This is a genomic window from Marinobacter shengliensis (assembly GCF_003007715.1).
GTDB classification, from domain to species: Bacteria; Pseudomonadota; Gammaproteobacteria; order Pseudomonadales; family Oleiphilaceae; genus Marinobacter; species Marinobacter shengliensis.
The window spans coordinates 343,071-362,872 of record NZ_PXNO01000023.1; the positions used below are offsets into that span (position 1 = coordinate 343,071).

Below are 19,802 nucleotides of genomic sequence, written 5' to 3' on the forward strand. Positions count from 1 at the left end.
AGTCCGTTATTTGCCATCACATTGTATTTAGGATGGTACGACGGGCCCACTATGCGGCGTCAAGGCCCTCGTCACGCATCAGTCGACGGATATGAAGCTCCAGGCGCCTATAGTCATCGGATTGCAGGAAGGCCTCACGGTCATTTTGCGGCAAAGAGCTTTTGAAATCGGTGAAGATGGTTTCTCTGAGCCGCCCCGGGTGACGGGACAGGAAGAACACGACGTCACCCAAATAAAGTGCTTCTTCGATGTCGTGGGATACAACCATGACAGTGCTGCGCTCTTTACGAACCACGTTCAGGAGCAGGTCCTGCATTTGCCAGCGTGTTTCCGGATCCAGAGCGCCAAAGGGCTCATCCATCAGCAATAGCTCAGGGTAGTTGGCCAGCGTACGGGCAATGGCGACCCTCTGGCGCATGCCCCCTGAAAGCTGGTGTGGGAATACGTCAGCAAATTTCTCCAGGCCGACGGCCCGAATGAAATGATCTACAGTGCCTTCGTTAAGGGCGTTGCGGTCACCGTTGATTTTCAAACCATAGGCTACGTTGTCTCGAACGGACAGCCAGGGAAACGAAGAATAGTCCTGAAACACCATGCCTCGGTCTCGGCCGGGGCGGTTTACCGCCCGGCCGTTCAGAGTAATGGTTCCGTCAGAAGGTTTCTCCAGGCCGGCGATCATGCGCAACAGCGTGGACTTACCGCACCCGGAGGGGCCAAGCAGTACACCGACCTTGCCCGCGGGCAAGCCTAGAGAGATATTCTCCAGGGCTTGCACGGCGCGCCCGCCAGATTGAAAGGTTTTACTGACGCCAGTGACGGAGAGACCTTGGTGGACAGACATAAAGTTCGCTCCTGTTACTGATCAGAATCGATGATGGCGGCCAGCGGTGTCATATCGACTCCAGCGCTCATCGGGTGGCGTTCACCCACAAGTTTGAACTTCAGCCACCAATCAGTGACTGTTTCCCAGTTCTCCGAAACTTGTCCGTTAGGTAAGCCCAATGGCAATTCGCCGGGCAGCAGACCCATGTACTTTGCGGCCTGGGTTTTGTCGAAGATCCAGATGCCGCCCTTGTGAATCTCACCGGTAGAGCCGATCACTTTCTCGACGTCTGACACGGGAAACCTGAGTGCTTTGGCGATGATTTCGTTGGCTTCGGCCGGGTTGGCTTTCCAGTAGTCGACGGCATCGAAGTACGCTTGCATCACTTTGGCGGCGGTTTCTGGTTTGTTCTCGAGGAAGGCATCACTCATGTACATGGCATCCCCAAGAAGGGCTGTTTCGATCCAGCCAGGCTCATCTGAGGAAGCCGCAACAGTGGCGCCGGGCAAAGCGGCAAGGGCCTGGGAGCCAAACGGTTCCCAGAATTCGGCAGCGCTGACATTGCCGCCGACCAAGGCGCCTACGGCATCGTCCATGATCAGATTGGTGAAGGTAACATCGTTAATGCTGACGCCATTGGATTCGAGCCAGATGCCCATGAAGATCTGGGTCAACCCGCCTTCGAGTACGGCAACCGATTTGCCTTCGAGATCTGCTGCGCTTTCAATGCCGGGGGCAAGCACAATTTTGTCTGTACCGTAAGATGGATTGGTGTACGTCGCCATTTTTATCGGCACGCCTTTATCAGCAGCGATGGGGCCATATTCTGCGGTGCTGGACGTGACATCAAGCACACCGGCGGTCATCAGGCTGAAGCTTTCATAGGGATCTTCGATGATCGTGATTTCAAGGTTCAGGTCAGGTGCCAGGTTCTTCTCCTGGGCGATGAACCAGAAGCCATAACCAGGCCACGAGAAAAGCGATAACCGCACGGTTTCCGCTGAGAGCGCGTTGCCTGAAAGCAGCGCAAGCATGAGTACTGAGAGACTGCGTTTTAGCCAGTGCATGGGTGTTACCTCTTGGGTTTTGAAGCGCGTTGAAATGTGGCGTCAGGAATGTCCTCGGCCAAGGTAGGGAAAGGATTTTCGATAGATCAGTCTGAACACGGTATCCAGGAGCAAGCCAAGCACGCCGATGGTGACAATGCCGGCCATGATGTCGTCAACATGCACGAAACGCCGGGCGCGCATCATCATCGCACCAATGCCATCGGTGGCCGCGACAATTTCAGCAATGACCAGATAGGTCCAGCTAACAGCCAGCATCTGCCGACAGGTATCGACGTAGCCGGGCAGGGAGTGCCTGAATAATACGGTCCAGAGAATGATGCGGCGCCCGCCTCCCAGGGTTTTGGCGGTCTCAATCAGTACCTTTGGCGTTTGCCGGGTTACATCGGCGAGCATGATGATCAGGAAAAACACGACCCCCATTAACAACAGGGCGATTTTCTGGGTGTCGCCAGTGCCGAGCCACATAAGTAACAGGGGAATAAAGGCGGGTGCCGGAAGGTAGCGCCAAGCCCCCATCAGGGGATTAAGCGCAGCATCCACCCGTGCAAAGGAGCCCATCAGGATACCCAGAGGCAGTGCAATCGCCAGCGCAATGGAAAAGCTGACCAGAATCCGGGTAAGGCTGGCCATCACATCACTAAGGAAGCTCTGCTCAATGAACAGCTCCTGGAGCGCGCCAAATACGGCGACAGGACCGGGGTACAGCCTTTCCGGCGCCAGGTCCATCTGCGATGTGATGTGCCACACCAAGACAAATGTAATCCAGCCCGCCGCGCCGAGAAGCAGCCGTTGGCTACCGGGTATCGCCTGATTAAAGTCGAACCAGTATTCCGGGCCCTTATGGTTCGCTGCCTCGGAAATTCCGGCTTTAACCAGTCGTTGTCCCGTCGCTTTATCAGAAAGTTTTGCGGTCATCTCGATAGCCTCAGAAGGCGGTCAGGAAGCTGAGCCCGTACACCGGGACAGCCTTGCCATCGCGCAGGGCCACTGGTACCTCTACCTGGCCGTAGGTTTCTGCATAGATTCCGGCAATGCGGTTACGGTGATAGCTTCTGAGCTGGCCTTTCAGGCCGACCGTGCGAGTGTAGGCGTCACCAAAGAGTTCGTTGTGCAATGCTGGCAGCTTGTACCAGGGCATGGTGGGTTTTGCATGGTGCGCATTGTGATAACAGAAATTGAGTACCAAAAGGTTAAGCATCGGCCAGCGGCGTGAAATCAGGTTGCTGTAGGTGTTGTTCTGCTCGTAGTCCTTGTTTCCTTTGTGAGGCAGCTCTGCATCTGGGTCATTCAGGTTCACGACAATTTCATAGTTGTGCTGGTAGGCGTCGAAAAAGCGCAGGACGGTCAGCATCAGCAGATAAGCGAGGGTATAGAGCAGAACGGCCTTGAGGCTCCAAAGTGCCAGTGCCACCAGTAGAATTGATCGCGTCATTAGTACCGCGGCTAGGCGTTTGCGCTGTTTGGCGTCACCAATGCTGGTGAATGGCGCGATCATCAGTAACGCGTGCATCAGAATGTCGACAGCCGGGAAGTAGAGCCACTCCAGTGCAAAGACCAGCCTCTCTAATCTGGGGTGGGACTTGAGCCAACCACGGTAATCAAATGAAATTGGGTCAGCGTTATCCACATGGTGGCGCATGTGTTTGTAACGCAAATCCTCATAGGTGCCGTAGCTGCCGCCGGTTATCCAGTTGAGTAGTTTTCCCAGATTGGTATTGTGTTCGGTTTTCTTGAAGATGGCATTGTGCGCGCAGTCATGCACCAGATAGGCGGCGATGACCATGCCATGACCACAGGCGATTATGCCTAACAGCGGCAGTAAGAAGCCCGGCTGGGCCATCAGCAGCCAGCCGCCAATGTAGGTGGTAAGAATGTAGGCCAGCACAAGCGTGAGCGGCCAAACACCATCGGAATGCCGAAAATGCTGAGCAATGTATCGCATGATTCTGAGACCTCCTTGGATTAGGGCCGACTAGGCGATTCTGGATGTTCTGGTTGCCGAGGATTGCCAGCGTTCAAAGTGCGCCTTTTCCTCCTCGCCGATCCAGCGATTGAGTGACCAAAGATCTGCAATGGGTGCCTTGGTATACGGTAAAAGGTGTAGGTAGCCGTCGGTACCGAACTCGGGAGTCATCGAGGTGTAGCTCAGTCCGCGTTGGAGCTGTGATTGCCAGACAGCTTCCCAACATGCCTGGTGCGAGGCCAGAGCTTCGGCATACTCCGGAGCGGCTGGGTGTGGTACCTGTGGACCCTGGTCGTATCCAACGCGGGAGTGGATATGCCGTGCTTGCTGCGCCGTGCGCTCGATGCAGTCCCATTCAATGTGGGGCAGGCGTTCGCAGACAACAGCCCAGTGACTGAAGTCGCAGGTGACGTCTATCTCAGGTACTTTGTCCAGAATGGCGACGGTATTCCAAGGGCTGAAAAAGCTTCGGCCACGGTGGGTTTCAAAACTCACGGGGATGCTGAACTTGTCAGCAACGTTCTGTGCCTCTGAGAAAAAACGGACCGAGTCTTCAATCGGCCAGGCATCGCAGCCACCCATCACATTGACAAACTCTGGTTTCAGTCCGGTTATCTTTGCACTGCGCAACTTGGCTTCGAAATCCAGCAAGTGTTCGTCCACGCTGGCATCACGGCGTGGTACATAGCTGCCTGTAGTGCAGATTTCCTGAATCCATAACAGGTTGTTTTCATGAAGTGTTTCGCCGAATAGCGCTGCCTCGGTGTCGCTATCAGGCACGGGGGCCTCAATGCCATCAAAACCGGCCTCGTATACTTGCTCGATAGCTTGGCTGAGAGGGCCTTCGTGGCCCCACAGAGTCTTGAAGCGTTTTAAGTGCACGGGCAACTCCTTCATAATCCGGAAAAGTGAAAAGACGCTTTCCTGGGTATTGCAACCGTTGTGCCACAAGTCCGAAAAGGCTTTAAATATACAGGCTGGCATGTAAATTAAGGTTCTAGATATGTGCTGTGGGCGCCGTTTTGTGTCAGCTCATAGTGCAGCTGCACATTGGGGGTGCATCATGAATGTTCTGGTATTGGGAGCCACCGGCCTGACAGGCCACCTGGTGGTCGAGCAGCTGTTAACGCGATCTGAAGTAACGTCCGTCGTGGTTCCAGTGCGCCACTCACTGGGCCTGAAGAGCCCGAAGCTGGCGGAGCACCTGGTCGACTTTGACGCGCTGGAATCCCACTCGAGAATCTTTGAAGTGGATGTTCTGGTTTGTTGCCTTGGGACGACCATCAAGAAAGCCGGGTCCCAGGAAGCGTTCCGTAAGGTGGACTACGAGTATGCGTTGAAGGGTGCCCGGCTGGCCCGGCAAGCTGGTGCCAGCACAATGATTCTGATGTCGGCGATCGGTGCCTCGTCTCGCTCGACGGTTTTCTACAGCCGTGTAAAAGGTGAATTGGAGGATGCGGTCCGTGAGCTGGGGTTTGACTACCTGTCTATTTACCACCCGAGCCTGTTGCTGGGCGACAGGAAGGAACACCGTACCGGTGAAGCGTTGGGGATGGCCGTAATGCCGCTGGCCAACCGCGCATTGATTGGACCACTGCATAAGTATCGGGCCATCGAGGCGGAGACAGTTGCCGAGGCGATGGTGAATGAGTTGATCGCGTCTACCGGGGCCGAAAACTCCCGAACCGCAATTAAGGTTCGGGAGTACGACGATATCCGGAGATTGGCCAAAAAGAGTTAAACGAGCTGCCCTTGATTCAGCCTTTCGAAGCTCTTTGGAAAGAGCCTTCGGCAGGCTTGGTTCAGTGGCTTTTCAACGATCTCGGGTAAACGAATGCCCAGCGGGTTAGACTCGGCCATGGCCTTGTTGGCGATTACTCGGGTGCCCATGATGTAGTCGAACCAGGGGCGTGTTACGCACCAGTTGGCATCCTGGTTGGTGTTCATGTGATGGTCGTAGTGCCAGGGAATCGCTTTTTTACCCCACTCAGGCTCCAGGTGTGAGCGCCGGTGCACGTAAAAATAACGAGCAGCAGCATAGTAGGTGCCCAGGGTGAAAAACGGCGCTACCGGCATGGCCAGGGATGTGATAGCTGTGAGCTTGAGCAGAGACGTGACTTCATCCCGGGTGCGCCAGTTGCTCAGGCCTTCCGCGTAACCATCATCCTTGTAATCGGTGGTGCGCACGATTTTGTGGTGCTGCCAGTGGCTCTTCATGGATTTGGGGATTGGGCTGTAGCGCGGCTGCCCAGGCCTGGGTGTGCCATGTAGGATGTACTTGTGGGCGTACCATTCGAAGCCGTTGGCAAAGATCAGGGCGATGGGAAAACCAATCATGGTCTGGCCTCTTTTTGTGATTGTTGTTCTATCCTGTCATAGCTTCGGATGAATCCTTTTATTAATTTGCGCCAGGTTGGCGGTTTCATTGGCGGGATATGACATTACGGGCAGTCAGCAAAGCAGTGATCGTGTGCCGGAGGGGGCTGTTGGCGACCAGTCTGATTCTGGCCGGTCCTGCACTTGGGGCCGAGTCGTCAGACGAGGCGTGTACTGTCAGTGACATCCAGCCGGAAATGATTGATCTGGACAAACCACGGGATCAGCTGGCGCGCCAGAGCAATCTCGTGATTCCCCCGGGTGCGAAAATTGGCAGCATTCGAATCATTCAGCGCCCCATTTTTGATACCAGCGACCCAAAGCAGGATAACTTCCTTTACCGCGCCCTCAATACACTCAACACACCGACCTGGGAGTCGGCCCTTCGTTCCCAGTTGGTGTTTGTTGAGGGAGACATCTACAGCCCCGGGTTGCTGGAAGAGTCTGAGCGGGTCTTGCGGCAGCGGGAATATCTGACAGCGGCCTGGGTGGGGGTTACCCGCCTTTGTGGGGATGAGGTGGAGGTGAGTGTTCTGGCGCGGGATACCTGGACACTACTGCCAACCCTGGGTTTGACCAGATCCGGTGGCGAGAATACCACCAATGCGGGCATCTCCGATCCGAACTTCCTGGGTTCCGGTAAGAGCCTGGGAATTTCCTACACCAAGGACCCGGACCGCTCCGAAACCAGTTTGTTTGTGGACGATCCCAATGTCGCAGGCTCTCACTGGCAGGCGGGTTTTTCCTACGATGACCGCAGTGATGGGAGGGGGCGGAGCGCCTATCTGGAACGGCCATTTTTCAGCGAGCGCACCAACTGGCGCTTTGGCTTGGCTGGAGTGGATGATGTCCGGGAGGAATCCCGCTACGTGGGGGCAGAAGCCATTGCCGATTACCGCCGTAGCCGGGAGTATTTCAGTGTTGATGGCGGATGGCGCCTGGCTGAGCGCAACGAGCGGCAGCTCCGACTGCTGGCGGGGTATCGCTACGAGGCGTTCGGATTTCAGTCGTTACCTGATCAGCCTGCCCTGGATGTGTTGCCGGATGATCGAACCCTGAGCTATCCATGGATTGGTTTTGATTACCGCCAGAACCGTTTTCGCGAGATGACCAACCTGACCCGTTTACAGCGGGTTGAAGACGTTCGGGATGGTTTCTTGTGGCGCACGGAATTGGGTTATTCAGGCTCAGGGTTGGGGGCAACGGAAGATCGGGTTGTCCTGAACATGAGTTTTCAGGACTCGTTGCTGGCGACGGAAACCAACTACGCCAGCTACGGCCTGAATCAGAGCGGCACCTATCGGCTCGATCAAGACCGCGTGGAGAATCTCCTGGGCACCCTCAGCCTGGAGTACTTTCACGGTGGGTCCGTTCGTTGGACCGGCTGGTACACGAGTCTTGCGTTTACCGCTGCTCGTAACCTGACCGCCGACCAACAACTGTTGATTGGAGGTGAAAACGGGCTTCGTGGCTATCCCAGTGAATACCAGCAAGGGGACCGAAGGGTTTTGTGGACACTCGAGCGCCGGTACTTCCCCGACTGGCATCCTTTCAAGTTGTTTCGGATGGGCGGGGTGGTGTTCGTTGATGCTGGCCGCGCCTGGTTTGCTGACGGTCAGAGTAACGGGCCGGACGGTGGTGTGTTGAGGGATGTTGGGGTTGGCTTGAGGTTGGCATCCAGCAGAGTTGAAGTACAGAGAATGTTGCACTTTGATCTGGCGTTTCCCCTGGATGGAGACGACAGCATTGATGCTTTACAGGTGTTGCTGCGGGGGAGGAGCCGGTTCTGATTCTGGTTGACGGTGGCTCTCCCGGTGGCAGACGGGCCACCGGGAGATGCAGAATCAAAAACCGTAAGCGCGGGAGATGGTCTCGATTTCACCTGAGTTGACCAGTGCCTGGAAGCTCTGGTTCAGGGCTTTGAGGATGTCTGGGTCTGTGCTCTTGTTCACGGCCAGGTACATCGGGGTTTCCCGGAACACCAGAACCTGCTCCAGATCTGTCACATCTGAGGCATCTGCGGCAAGGTAGGGGCCAGCCAGGCCATCGGCTACCCACAAGTCGATCTGGTCCTGCTCAAGGCGCCGGGCATTCAGGCCGTTGGTGCTGATGGCGGACACATTAAAGCCCTTCTCTTCAAGATACGTGGTCATGACATCGCCGCGATAACCGCCAATGCGATAGTTCTTGGCGTCTTCCAGTTTGCTCAGTCGGATAGTGGTGCCGGCTTTCGCGAAGAGCGTCCATTTGATACTGGCTAATGGTCCAACCCAGTCAAACGCAGGCTCCCGGTCAGCGGTTTTGGAGACGCAATAGATGCCGTGATTGGGGTGTTGTTCGCTCCGGTTGATTCCGTAGCTCAGGTCCCTCAGCTTGATGCTGTATTTCAGGCTGCTTTGTTCGAGTACCGCCTTGAGGACATCAGTGCATAGTCCTGTGATATCCCGTTCCGAGTGTGCAAACGGTTGACCATTCGTGGTCATGTTGTAAGGGGGGTATTGTTCTGTGTAGATCCGGAGTTCTTCGTTGGCCGTTGCGCAGCCTGAGGTCAGCATGAGGGCAACAATCAGCCCGATTTTCCCTTTCATGAACACGCTCCATCTTATGGGGGAGAAATTCTGGAGCGCGGTAGGTTATGGCAGGTGTAGCCAGTCGGGTACTGTGGAATCCCCGGCTTTACATTTTCAGTTTGACCCAGCAGAAGCCTGGCTGTGGGATTCGAAGTAGTGGTTATAACGGCCACTATCACGGAACGCCTGCAGTCGTTCATTGAAGCGGTCTGTCAGTTGTGCGGTGTCTGGTCGTGTATTGGGAAACAACACGAAACTTTCGTTCTCAAGAAGAGGGCGGGGGTGGTGGGTAATGCGGCTGGCTTCCTCCGGGTCAAGTTCACGACGCAGAATGTGATAGCCCACGTTGATCTCTTCGGGGAACGCATCGATGCGGTCGAACAGGAGCCTGCGGAAATTCAGCACGGTACTGGCGACCCATTCAATACTAAGCAGATCATCCTCTACGGCTTGATCGAAAGCCGAACCGTAACTGTAACCAATACTGCCGCCGAGTCTGAGGTCAGACAGGTCTTCGACGCTGGACCAACTGACCGGCTGGTCTTTCAGGTGAAAAACCACGAACCGCTCTTTGAGGACCGGGTCGCTGAAGGTGAAGTCCTGCTCACGTTCCTCCGCATGCATCCATACCGCCGTGGCATCGTGTTTGCCCATTGCGGCTTCATAGTAAGCTCGCTTCCAGGGGAGGAAGTGGTAGGAGACCGTAAAGCCTTCCTCGGCAAACACATCTCGCAGCAATTGGGCGACAATCCCCTGATCGGGTGCCTCCTGATCAAAATACGGCGGCCAGTCACCAACCGCTATGCTCAGGTGTTGTGTATCATCTGCGGTGACTGTCTCAATCCATGTAAACAGCGATACCAGCAGCATGGTCAGGTATCGTTTCATTTCTAGGCTCCGGGAGCGGCCCGCGAATAACCGTGGGCCGGGAAGCAGGCGATTAACTTAGAAAATAGCAGCCTTTTCCGGGGTTTCCCAGTTTCAATGTCCGGCCGCTAAGATCCCTCTTGCCAGCCATGCGCGGGTGTCCTTGGGATCTATGACCGCATCGATTTCCAGATAACTGGCGACGTTGATGGCTTTGCCCTGTTCGTAAGCCTTGGCGACCAGGCCATCGAACATCTTCTTGCGAGCTGCGTCATCTGGTTGGGCTGCCAGCTCCTTGGCAAACCCCAGGCGCACCGCCCCTTCAAGCCCCATGGGGCCGAACTCTCCGCTTGGCCACGCGGCCGTGAAAAAGGGCGTCAGCAGGCTGCCGGCGGCCATGGCTTGTGCGCCAAGTCCGTAAGCCTTGCGCAGAACCACGGTGTAGAGGGGCACCGATAGTTTGGCTGCGGCCAGGAACATGTTGGAGACGCGACGCACGGTGGCCTGTGTTTCCGCCTCTGGCCCAACCATAAACCCCGGGGTATCACACAACGACAGAATAGGCAGGTTACGAGCGTTACAGAGTTCCATAAAACGGCTTGCCTTATCGCCCGCTGCGGCATCGACGGCGCCTCCCAGATGCATAGGGTTGTTGGCTATCAGGCCCATGGGGCGGCCCTCAATTCGAATGAACGCGGTAATTAACCCGGGCGCGAATTGGCGGCGGAGCTCCAGAACGCTGTCGTCATCAGCGAGCGTTTGGATGACTTCCCGGATGTCGTAAACGCGCATGCGGTTCTCGGGAATCAGATGGCGAAGTCTGCGCTGATCTGCGCAGGTCCATTCCGCGAGGGAGCCCTGAAAATAGGACAGATACTGCTTGGCCACGGCGACAGCTTCGGCCTCGTCTTCGACCACCACATCAATCACGCCATTGGGGCCCATCACGGAGACCGGCCCGATCTCCTCGGGGGCATATCGGCCCAGGCCGCCGCCTTCTATCATTGCCGGGCCGGCCATACCCAGGTTGGCATTCCGGGTAGCGATAATGGTGTCGCAACAACCCAGCAGGGCCGCGTTGCCGGCAAAGCAACGGCCGGAAACAATCCCGACGGTTGGCACCTTGCCCGAGAGCCGAGCCATGCTGACAAAGCTCTGACAATCCAGGTGTGACACGCCGTTAGTGTCGGTATCGGATGGGCGGCCGCCGCCACCCTCGGCAAACAGCACCAGCGGAATTCGCCACTGCTCTGCCAGGGCAAGTAGCCGGTCCGTTTTCCGGTGGTTTGCCAGTCCCTGGGTGCCGGCAAACACGGTGTAATCGTAAGCCATTGTGGCGCAACCGGCGGCTGCGGCGCCGAAGCGCTCGGCGTTGACGGTGCCGATGGCGGTGATCAGCCCGTCCGCGGGGCTTAGTTCAATCAGTGTATCCACCGACCGGCGACGCCGTTGGGCAGCCAGCGCCAGTGCCCCATATTCGTTGTAGCTGTCTGGGTCGAGCAGATCCTCGACGTTCTCCCGGGCCGTTCGCTGACTGGTACGGCGGCGCTTTGCGACCGCATCGGGACGATGCTCATCGGTTAACGCATCGTGGCGCTGGAAGACCTCCGCCAGATCAGCCCGGATGTAATCGAGGTCGATGGTCTGCTCGGTTTGAATGGTGTCATCGCTGACCTCTGAGGGTTCCAGGATCAGCAAAGCTTCACCCTCAGTTACCGTTGAGCCTGACACCGCGAGGAGGGTTTGAACGATACCGGATTGCCCGGCTTGCACGATGAATTCCATCTTCATCGCTTCGAGAACGGCAACGGTTTGGCCCGCTGCAATGGTGTCGCCTTCCCGGACCTCAACACTCGCGAGCGTGCCTGCACTGGGCGCTGCGATGCTGATGGCACCGGCAGGTAATGACGGTGTGTTCAGTTTTGTGTCGTGCGTCGCTTCTGTTCTGTCGAAGTGATGCCTCGGGTGCTTGCCTTCAGACGTTGAGGGGGCAAGCTCTGAAAGCTGGTTTTCCACGAATCGAGTGTTGACTTGCCAGGCTTTGACGGCCGGGTGGTGCAGCAGGTTTTGTAGCAGTCCGATGTTGTTGGCCACTCCGTCCAGTCGGAATTCACACAGAGCACGATAAAGCCGTCGAAGAGCCGATGGGTAGTCCGGGCCGTGGGCGATCAGCTTCGCGAGCAGGGAGTCATAGGCGGGATTGATGGCGTAGCCCGTATAACCTGAACCATCCACCCGCAAGCCGGGCCCTGTTGGCGGCTCATAGGCCGTGAGCGTGCCCGCTGCGGGCATGGTGGTGCCATCGGAACGAAGGGTTTCGGCGTTGATCCGGGCCTGAATGGCCACGCCGCGCACGGCCGGCGGGGTGCCCAGGGCCAGTTCAGATAAGGTTTGGCCAGATAGAAGCTTCAGCTGGGTCTGGACCAGGTCAATGCCGGTGACTTCCTCGGTGACGGTATGCTCTACCTGAACCCTCGGGTTGGCTTCCATGAAGTAGAACCGACCGGGTTGATCTTCGTCCACCAGAAACTCGAAGGTGCCGAGCCCTCGGTAGTTGACCGCTTTTGCCATGACCAGGGCACAGTTGATCATTTCGTCCCGGAGCACCGGGTCGAGGCCCGGACTCGGGGCCAGTTCGATGAGTTTCTGGTTGCGCCGCTGGATGCTGCAGTCCCGTTCCCACAGGTGGGAGACGGCGCCGGTGCCATCCCCAAGAATCTGGATTTCAATATGGCGGGCGCGGGCAATCAGTTGTTCAACATACAGATCACCATTGCCAAAGGCAGCTTGTGCTTCAGATCGGCAGCGGCTGAAGGCTTGTTCCAACTCGCCCTTGCTGGTCACCGCGCGAATGCCGCGCCCGCCGCCACCGGCAACCGCCTTGAGCATCAGGGCGCCATGCTGGGCCAGAAAGGCTTCTGCCGCCTCCTGGCTAACCGGGCTGCTGATACCGTTGACCAAGGGCACCTGACAGCGCTCTGCCAGGGCCCTGGCAGAGGATTTATTACCGAACAATTCCAGCACATCCGGCGCCGGTCCGATGAACATCAACCCTGCCTGCTCACATTGGCGAGCGAACTCGGCGTTTTCCGCCAGAAATCCGTAACCGGGGTGAATGGCGTCGCACTCGTGGGCCTTGGCCACGGTAATCAGTTGTTCCATGTCCAGATAGGCTTTCACACCACGGCCTTTCAGGGGCACGGATTCGTCTGACTGGCGGGTATGCAGGCCGTTTGAATCGTCCTCAGCAAACACGCTGACGGTTCGTATGTTCAGCTCGCCGCAGGCGCGGGCAATGCGAATGGCGATTTCACCGCGGTTAGCGATTAGGACAGATCTGAACGTCATGGCGCTTCATCCCGGAGACAGGTTCTTGTTCTGGTTTTTGGATGTCTCCATCCTAGGAAGCGGGCAATGATGAGGCAAATGAATTTTATTGAAGGTTAGCTATAAGCAGAAGTGATGAGCTTCTGCTTATAGGGTTCTTGTCGGTGACGAGGTGAGGTCATCCTTTGGCGTTTGCAGAGGACCGCGAACGAATCCTCGCGAGAACCTGTTCGCCACTGCTCTTTCCATTGCTGATGCCGGCGGCTTTCAGTTTCGAGTCCAGGGTTTCGTCCTCCTGTTCCCGGTCCAGCTCTGTCAACGCCGCCTCGATATCTTCCGCTTCGGCCTGTCTTGCCTGAATGCGGGAAACGGATTGATTGAGGTCTTCCATGTGACTGCTCAGCCCCCGTGCGTGTCCGCGGAGTTGGCGGTTAACCTGCTCTGCGTGGCGGTTGGCCCTGGCCAGCCGGAGTTCACTGTGGAAATGCTTGAGCGCCCGGCCAGAGTCCCGCAGCTGTTTGCGCAACCGGTTTTCCTGCTGCTGCAGTTTGTCGTGCTGCTGTTGCTGGCGCTCAAGAAGTGGTTCATCTTCGGCGATCAGGTTGGCCAGCTCCAGCGCCAGCTCTTCCTCGTTCTTCTCCAGCGCTTCGGTTACCTGATGCTCCCGTTTATCGATGGTGGCCCTCAGGTGTTCGTTGTCCCTGGCCAGCCGGGTTTTTTCCGCCATCAGGCAGGCGAGTTCCCGCTTGGAGCGGGCGATGGCCTGTTCTGCATCGCGCAGCTCCTGTTCGAATATCCGGATACCATTGGCATCCACCAGTTTTGCTACCGGCTCCTGGGCCGATGCCCGGAACAGGGTGTCCAGTTTGCGCCAGATGCTCATGGTGTTACTCCCCGTATTCTTTCAGCAGTTGATGGGTGCGTGCCTCGGAGATGCGGTTGACGATGCGCTGGTGCTCGTGTTCGTCGCGGATGGTTTTTGAAAGCGTGATGGTGGTGCTGACAAGAAACAGGGCGCTGATGGCCATGTAGCCTTTGAGCACCAGATCCACCGGTGCCAACACCACGCCGGCGGCGGCCGCAAAAAGCGCGATAGCAAAGGAAACCTTCACAAAGAATACCCACCCGGCGGAATTGCTTTTGAGTTCGCTGTCCATGATTAACTCCTGATGACGTTGTTGTTGGAACGGCTCCACTGTGCGTGAACCAGGGAGGGCGGGCGAGGTTTTCTATAAAGGTAGTACTGCCCTATACATTGGGTATTGTATATTGATACGTTTGGCTGAGTGGCTGGTAAGAAAGGGGACGGTTATGGCGCAAACCAGCGCAATTGTCAGTGAATTGAAACGCCAACTCAGGGCACACGGGCTGACCTACCAGGATGTGGCACAGGCGCTGGCGTTGTCAGAGGCGAGTGTGAAACGGTTGTTTTCAGATCGTCAGTTCTCCTTGAAGCGCCTGGACCAGGTATGTGGACTGATGGGGATGGAGATCACCGATCTGGTCCGCAAGCTGGCCCCCGAGCCCCGGGTTGAACAGCTGAGCGAAGAACAGGAACGGGAGCTGGTGTCTGACCTGCGCCTGTTGCTGGTGGCGGTGTGTGCCATGAACCGCTGGCAGTTTGGCGAGATACTCCAGAACTATCAGATAGAGGAGCCGGAGTTAATCCGCTATCTGGCCCGGCTTGATCGCATGGGACTGGTGGAGTTGTTGCCCGGTAACCGAATCAAATTACTGGTCAGCCACGACTTCGCCTGGCAACCCCGGGGGCCAATCCAGCGGTTTTTTGAAACGGAAGTTCAGCAGGATTTCCTGAAATGTCGATTCCACCAGCCGGGTGAGATGCGGCTTTTTGTAAGCGGTATGCTGTCGCCCCAATCGAACGAATCCGTGCAACAGAAACTGAAACGCCTGGCCCTTGAGTTTCGTCATTGCCATGAGGAAGACCTGGCTCTGCCATTAGAACAGCGTTTCGGAGTCAGCTTGCTGATGGCCATGCGGCCGTGGGAAATTGACGCCTTCGCAAGCCTCCGGCGGCCAGAGGCGAGGAAGGCGTATCCCGGTGTTACACGGAATTAGACACTGACTCCTCCCTCCTCATCGGCGGCTGCGTCGAGCAGTTGCTGCGTTGTCGGGTGTACAATCCGGATGAACGCAAATGGCGGGCAGTCTTCGATTACCTCGTTATTGCGATCGACACACGCGTCTACCCGGCCATTCGCACTGAGGCGCCAACGTCGGCGGCCAACGGTGTGAGCTACGCCAGACAGATCACGGGTGTTGCCACCAAGGGTTTCGATGTAATCGGTCCCGTCATCGGAGAAACGCCGGACGACCACATCGGTGTGGGAATGCCCGGTTGGCGTTCCTTTGATGGCGTATTCGCCGCTGGCTTTCTTTTCGATGAACTGGCTCTCCAGCCCGGCCAATGTGAGATTGGCGCAAGGGGTCTCGTTCCAGGGCTTGCAGAGGATGTCGCCGACCTGAGGTGACAGGTCTTCTGCTTTGTAAAGCCAGAACGGCCTGTCCAGATCCCGGTTCTTTCGGTTCACCAGTGCCTCTACAATGTAGGTCATGTGCCGGATGCTGGGACTGAACCCATGGCTGGGCTTTACGCCGGCGTTCTTGACGACGTAGGAAATAAACGCGGCACTCCAGGCGGCTTCATTGTCTCGCGAGTCCTCCGCGAACTGATCCACGGCCCACTGGCTAATAGCTCCGAAGTAATCCTGGAGCTTCGCCAATTCAGTACCTTCTTGCTTCTTGGTCCCGTCGTCGTTGGTCCAGGCAGTTTCCTCCGCTTCCGCGTTGGCAACAATGTCCCGTTTCCAGGCGGTGCCGCGGTTATAGCGCTCAATAATCTTTTGATTCGCCAGAGACCGTTCGAGGGCTTCAACGTCAGCATCTGGCCGGAACGATGCGAGCTGCAAACCCTTGCCCACACTCACTGTGCGAATGCCCCCAGCGTCTTGCTCGGTGACCGACACATCCCGATCTTTACCGAATTGCTCAACAATGGATTTGGCGCGGTCAGAGACGCCATCGGCGGCTTTTTGCCCCATTTGCTCTGCCTGTTTGCGCAAAGCCGCTTCGCCATCCTGTTTTGACATGGAACCCTTTTCAACGGCGCGGTCTATGGCGGCGCGTTTCTTGTCAAAGTTTGCGCCTGCGTCCTTTTCTGCCTGCAGTTCCGCCAGTCGGGTCTGTAATGCAAAGCCGCCGAACTGACCGGCCAGGTTGGCCGCCGAATTCAGCGCACCCAAAGCGTTCTTCTGGGTGCCCTCAAGGCCAGCCATGTCGCGGAAGGCGTTGCTGTTTGCCACGGCTCCAAGAATGTCGCCAAATCCCTGAGGGGCTGGTGCGGCAGGCGCATTCTGCAGGTTAATGATGGAATCCGGCATGTTGGTGGGGGTCATGTCTTGCGGTTGGCTGCGGCGAGAATCAAAGAAGTTGCCCGGGAAGTCGGCCAGGGCCGGGTCTTCATCTTTCAGCACCCAGTCGGTTGAGCCTTCATGCTCTTCACAGGCGTTGCACTCGTCCATGATGGCCTGCGCGTACAGGCCATCGGTAGGCAGGCTGATTCGCATGGGCATCGCCGGCGCGCCTTCGCCCTTGTAGTAGCGGAAGGCATCTTCATAGCTTTCATGGCCGTTGATGCCCAGGAACGCGCCAGCAGCCACCTTGAACACCAGTGTGTTGCCCATGATGGCAATGGGTTCACGTTCAACCACGGAGGCGATCGAGCGACCATCGCTGGGGGATATGGCGAAGCCGTCCAGGAGCATGTACAGCTCGTCCCTGTCCATGGTCCACCAGATCACCTTATGGTAGTAGTGCAGGTTGTCGTTAATGTGCTCCAGTAACTTGCGGTTTGCTTTCTCGGCTTCCAGCCGCATATTCTGCTCTTCCCAGTTAGACGGCCGGAAAGACAGCGTGGCGCTCTCGCTCGGGGCCGGGCGATCGGTTTCGTTGTCATCCCAGGCGGGAGGGGAGATCAGGTCATCCGTACCCCGTGGTGAGCTGACACGCCGCTCGTAATGGCTGGTGTGAAAATGAATGTTCGCACTGGTCACGTTTGCCACGGAACCTTTGGGTAGGTGCTCGGTGGCGGACAGAATCAGCTTGGCGATGTCCTCCCGTTTGTTCCCGGCCAGGGCCTCCGATGGCACGTTGAAATCAACTCGCACCGTGCGGTTGAACCGGTATTCGCCCACTAGGGTAAAATCGGTGCCTTCGAGTTCGCCGTTCTGGCTGTCCAGGCGCAGTCGGTCAACCCATCGCCGTGCCATCGCCGGTGCGATTTCCCGCTGAAAATAGGCATCCCGCTGGGAGGCAGAGAAGCCACGGATACGGGCCACAATCTGGCCCACCGGTATGGGGAGGATATTGGCGTAGGCCTGCCAGACACGGGTGGTGATTTTCTCGCCGACAGCGCCTTCCTCGCTTAGCTGGTCGTCGATCTGATCCGATACCACCTCGTCTCGCGGGCGCTCAATGCCCAGTTTGATGTAAATGGTTCCGGTCAGGCTTTCCAGGGGTTGGGCCTTGCGGGGGCCGGCTGGAACATCGGAGCCCTGCCAGTGGTTCTGAATGTCTTCGGTGTATTTCAAGGCCCAACGCAGGTCGCGCTTTTGCAGGTAGCGCTCGAACACATCGCGCCAGCGAATCACACGGGAAAAGGTAAACGGCCGAATCGCGAAGGGTACAAACAGGCATTCGCGCACGCCGGCGAGTACAGTGTCTACGCGGATATGTCGGAGAATCTCATGGTAAATGACGGTCAGGGAGTGGCAGTAGTTGGGGTTGCGGACCACCTCCGAAACGCCTTCAATCGATTCGTCCTGACTGACTTCGTTCACCACTGTGGATTCGTATTGGCGCAAGGAATCACCGAACTGGCGGATGGCGTCTCTCAGGCTTTGTTCCTCTGCCGCCGACACGCTGCGGCCACCCCGTTGCCAGCTGCTGGAGCTGGCCCGGCCGTGGGCGGCACCACCACCAATCACCACCGGGCCGAGCGCAAACCCGATGCCACCTGCCACACCGGTGGTTTTGGAACTGCTGCCGCCCTTGCTCCATTCGTTCAGGTTGGATCGAACGGCGTTGTGGTAATCCCGGTCGCTGAACGTGCTTTGGGAAACCTCTTCCGCAAACTGGCTGGTCTCGCGCCGGATGCTCGCTTCGCGGCGTCGCCAATCCAGTTTCACAATCCGGCGGGTTTGCCGTGGTGCCAGGGTAAGGGTATGCGCCACATCGCCCAGGGAATAGCCGTTGGATCGCCACTGCACTCGCCATTCCATGATGTGGCCACCCGCCACGGAAAGAGCCTGATATTTGGTGGTGTCGCCGTCCCAGTCGATGGGGTTTCGGGCGCTCACAGGTTGCCGCTTGTTCAGCCAGGGGAGTTTGGGCAGTGGCAGGAAATCAATGGCTTTAATGGGCGGCATGAATACGCCGGGGTTTTTGGGCAGGAAACGCTGCAGGCTGGCAGTGTCAATGGCGAACCTGGCCCGGCTAACGCCGGCGGCCTCACTGTCCGGTTGTTCGCTGGCCACCATGGCGGTGGACATCATTCGGAACTCATTGGCATCCCTGGGTGCGATCAATCCCCGGTAATCCGGTTTTGTGTTGGAGGTGGATTCGATCTCAGGCTGCTCCACCCGGAAGACGGTCTGGAAACGGCGTTCGCCCAGAATGCGGGCCGGGTTGCTGAAAGGCCGACAAAATGAGCCGGGGTCGTCGCTGAACAGGTCCGGATCGTTCAGCAGGCTGTCTTCGTCCATGTTCAGGGGCGGATGACCATTATTGCAGCACGAACCCTTACCGTGCTCCTGGCCATCGCTCACCGGATCTTGCCAGGGCAGCATAATGCGGAGGTCCCGCAAAGGGGTATAAACGGAGCCGTCGGACTGGTAACCGACAATCAACTTTGGCCCGTTCAACACCCAGATCCAGCCATTGGCTTCGGTGCCGACGTTGAAGGGACGCTTTATATGAAAACTGCCATCGAATTTGAGATCTGCGCCTGTCAGTGACAATGCCCCGAGATGGCCAGCCGTGTGGGTATCCAGAGCCACTTCGGCTGAACGGGCGTTGGTGCCGTTGTCAGCGTTTTGTGCCAGCAGACTGGAAATCGCCTGATATTTTGCCTCGGTATCGATCAGATCGACACTCAGTGAATAGTCATCGAACCTGCGGTCGACCTGGCCAAGCGTGACAAAACGGCCGGATCGTTCCAGCACCGGTTGCTGCTCCGGGTTGTTGCGCTCAAGGGCATGCTTCAGGGACTCTGCAGGAATGACGAGGGTGACGGGCTCCCCCTTCTTGCCGGGCCCGGTATCAATCTCGCCCAGGTCTGCCAGCTCCGGGCCCTGTCGGCTTTCCAGTCGCGCGTGGATGGGCTTGCTCAGGAGGACGGGTTCGAGTTTGCTTTCTGCACTGGCATGGCGATCGAGTCTGATAATGTCGCTGGCAGGATGACTATCATTCTGCTTGTCTTCGGTCTGGATCGAGATCTCGTAGCTGACACGGACCTGTAGAGATTCAGCGTCTGCGCTGTTGATGGCCTTTTCGGGTTCAATCCTTAACCACAGTTGATTGGGCATGATGTGTCCTTTCGGTTGATTGTGCATCCTGGTGGGTGGGCCCCTTGCCGGGCGGGCGATGCAGACAATACAACCGGTGCCGCTGGACGTTTCCCTGCGGCAAGACAACCTTGTCGTTCAGTTCCTCAGCATACGGCCAGATATCGAAGCAAGGTGACCGTGGATGCATGGCTTTCCGTACAAAAAAACAACCAGATTACA

Annotated in this window: 15 protein-coding genes; 3 read left to right on the forward strand and 12 right to left on the reverse strand. The window is 57.2% G+C overall.

Annotated features, from left to right (window positions below; genetic code table 11):
- Positions 1–49: 49 nt before the first annotated feature.
- Genes C7H10_RS10885 through C7H10_RS10905 form a run of 5 tightly spaced genes read right to left on the reverse strand, consistent with a single transcriptional unit; the run spans position 50 to position 4,738 of the window.
- Positions 50–841 carry an ABC transporter ATP-binding protein gene (locus C7H10_RS10885; protein WP_106694892.1) on the reverse strand — a complete coding sequence of 264 codons (792 nt, stop codon included), beginning with the start codon at positions 839–841 and terminating at the stop codon, positions 50–52.
- A gap of 14 nt (positions 842–855) precedes the next feature.
- Positions 856–1,890 (reverse strand): ABC transporter substrate-binding protein, encoded by a 1,035-nt coding sequence (locus C7H10_RS10890; protein WP_106694893.1) that lies wholly within the window; start codon positions 1,888–1,890, stop codon positions 856–858.
- Between the two features lie 42 nt (positions 1,891–1,932).
- The gene (locus C7H10_RS10895; protein ID WP_244178260.1) at positions 1,933–2,808 is read right to left on the reverse strand and encodes an ABC transporter permease; all 876 of its coding nucleotides are present in this window, start codon (positions 2,806–2,808) and stop codon (positions 1,933–1,935) included.
- 10 nt (positions 2,809–2,818) lie between these two features.
- Complete coding sequence (locus C7H10_RS10900; protein ID WP_106694894.1) at positions 2,819–3,835, reverse strand: fatty acid desaturase family protein; 1,017 nt, start codon at positions 3,833–3,835, stop codon at positions 2,819–2,821.
- 30 nt (positions 3,836–3,865) lie between these two features.
- Positions 3,866–4,738, reverse strand: coding sequence for a sugar phosphate isomerase/epimerase family protein (locus C7H10_RS10905; RefSeq protein ID WP_106695171.1), 873 nt, complete (start codon positions 4,736–4,738; stop codon positions 3,866–3,868).
- A gap of 181 nt (positions 4,739–4,919) precedes the next feature.
- On the opposite strand from C7H10_RS10905, the gene C7H10_RS10910 reads away from it, so the two are divergent.
- The gene (locus C7H10_RS10910) at positions 4,920–5,597 is read left to right on the forward strand and encodes an NAD(P)H-binding protein (RefSeq protein WP_106694895.1); all 678 of its coding nucleotides are present in this window, start codon (positions 4,920–4,922) and stop codon (positions 5,595–5,597) included.
- Here the strand turns inward: C7H10_RS10910 and C7H10_RS10915 are convergent.
- Positions 5,594–6,193, reverse strand: coding sequence for a sterol desaturase family protein (locus tag C7H10_RS10915; RefSeq protein ID WP_106694896.1), 600 nt, complete (start codon positions 6,191–6,193; stop codon positions 5,594–5,596). The two genes, C7H10_RS10910 and C7H10_RS10915, sit on opposite strands and share 4 nt — an antisense overlap.
- A gap of 149 nt (positions 6,194–6,342) precedes the next feature.
- On the opposite strand from C7H10_RS10915, the gene C7H10_RS10920 reads away from it, so the two are divergent.
- Positions 6,343–8,022 (forward strand): BamA/TamA family outer membrane protein, encoded by a 1,680-nt coding sequence (locus C7H10_RS10920; RefSeq protein ID WP_244178261.1) that lies wholly within the window; start codon positions 6,343–6,345, stop codon positions 8,020–8,022.
- A 54-nt stretch (positions 8,023–8,076) separates the two neighbouring features.
- Here C7H10_RS10920 and C7H10_RS10925 read toward each other — a convergent pair whose 3' ends face one another.
- From C7H10_RS10925 to C7H10_RS10945, 5 genes are all read right to left on the reverse strand, one after another.
- Positions 8,077–8,820 (reverse strand): substrate-binding periplasmic protein, encoded by a 744-nt coding sequence (locus tag C7H10_RS10925; protein ID WP_106694897.1) that lies wholly within the window; start codon positions 8,818–8,820, stop codon positions 8,077–8,079.
- Positions 8,821–8,916: 96 nt separating this feature from the next.
- Positions 8,917–9,690 (reverse strand): substrate-binding periplasmic protein, encoded by a 774-nt coding sequence (locus C7H10_RS10930; RefSeq protein WP_106694898.1) that lies wholly within the window; start codon positions 9,688–9,690, stop codon positions 8,917–8,919.
- 93 nt (positions 9,691–9,783) lie between these two features.
- Positions 9,784–13,017, reverse strand: a complete 3,234-nt coding sequence (locus C7H10_RS10935; RefSeq protein ID WP_106694899.1) for a carboxyl transferase domain-containing protein — start codon at positions 13,015–13,017, stop codon at positions 9,784–9,786.
- A 157-nt stretch (positions 13,018–13,174) separates the two neighbouring features.
- The gene (locus C7H10_RS10940) at positions 13,175–13,879 is read right to left on the reverse strand and encodes a PspA/IM30 family protein (protein WP_106694900.1); all 705 of its coding nucleotides are present in this window, start codon (positions 13,877–13,879) and stop codon (positions 13,175–13,177) included.
- 4 nt (positions 13,880–13,883) lie between these two features.
- Positions 13,884–14,153: a YiaA/YiaB family inner membrane protein gene (locus C7H10_RS10945; RefSeq protein WP_058092198.1), complete on the reverse strand. Its 270-nt coding sequence runs from the start codon at positions 14,151–14,153 to the stop codon at positions 13,884–13,886.
- Positions 14,154–14,307: 154 nt separating this feature from the next.
- Between C7H10_RS10945 and C7H10_RS10950 the strand changes: the two genes are divergently transcribed.
- Complete coding sequence (locus C7H10_RS10950) at positions 14,308–15,075, forward strand: helix-turn-helix domain-containing protein (RefSeq protein ID WP_106694901.1); 768 nt, start codon at positions 14,308–14,310, stop codon at positions 15,073–15,075.
- Here C7H10_RS10950 and C7H10_RS10955 read toward each other — a convergent pair.
- Positions 15,072–19,601 (reverse strand): DUF2272 domain-containing protein, encoded by a 4,530-nt coding sequence (locus tag C7H10_RS10955; protein ID WP_167392897.1) that lies wholly within the window; start codon positions 19,599–19,601, stop codon positions 15,072–15,074. The genes C7H10_RS10950 and C7H10_RS10955 overlap by 4 nt on opposite strands.
- Positions 19,602–19,802: the final 201 nt, after the last annotated feature.

What these genes read in the sequence shown, in the direction of transcription:
- C7H10_RS10950 (WP_106694901.1), top strand. Translation starts at nt 14,308, where the DNA reads ATGGCGCAAACCAGCGCAATTGTCAGTGAATTGAAACGCCAACTCAGG.
- C7H10_RS10955 (WP_167392897.1), bottom strand. Translation starts at nt 19,601, where the DNA reads ATGCCCAATCAACTGTGGTTAAGGATTGAACCCGAAAAGGCCATCAAC.
- C7H10_RS10925 (WP_106694897.1), bottom strand. Translation starts at nt 8,820, where the DNA reads ATGAAAGGGAAAATCGGGCTGATTGTTGCCCTCATGCTGACCTCAGGC.
- C7H10_RS10915 (WP_106694896.1), bottom strand. Translation starts at nt 6,193, where the DNA reads ATGATTGGTTTTCCCATCGCCCTGATCTTTGCCAACGGCTTCGAATGG.
- C7H10_RS10895 (WP_244178260.1), bottom strand. Translation starts at nt 2,808, where the DNA reads ATGACCGCAAAACTTTCTGATAAAGCGACGGGACAACGACTGGTTAAA.
- C7H10_RS10940 (WP_106694900.1), bottom strand. Translation starts at nt 13,879, where the DNA reads ATGAGCATCTGGCGCAAACTGGACACCCTGTTCCGGGCATCGGCCCAG.
- C7H10_RS10885 (WP_106694892.1), bottom strand. Translation starts at nt 841, where the DNA reads ATGTCTGTCCACCAAGGTCTCTCCGTCACTGGCGTCAGTAAAACCTTT.
- C7H10_RS10910 (WP_106694895.1), top strand. Translation starts at nt 4,920, where the DNA reads ATGAATGTTCTGGTATTGGGAGCCACCGGCCTGACAGGCCACCTGGTG.
- C7H10_RS10900 (WP_106694894.1), bottom strand. Translation starts at nt 3,835, where the DNA reads ATGCGATACATTGCTCAGCATTTTCGGCATTCCGATGGTGTTTGGCCG.
- C7H10_RS10890 (WP_106694893.1), bottom strand. Translation starts at nt 1,890, where the DNA reads ATGCACTGGCTAAAACGCAGTCTCTCAGTACTCATGCTTGCGCTGCTT.
- C7H10_RS10945 (WP_058092198.1), bottom strand. Translation starts at nt 14,153, where the DNA reads ATGGACAGCGAACTCAAAAGCAATTCCGCCGGGTGGGTATTCTTTGTG.
- C7H10_RS10935 (WP_106694899.1), bottom strand. Translation starts at nt 13,017, where the DNA reads ATGACGTTCAGATCTGTCCTAATCGCTAACCGCGGTGAAATCGCCATT.
- C7H10_RS10930 (WP_106694898.1), bottom strand. Translation starts at nt 9,690, where the DNA reads ATGAAACGATACCTGACCATGCTGCTGGTATCGCTGTTTACATGGATT.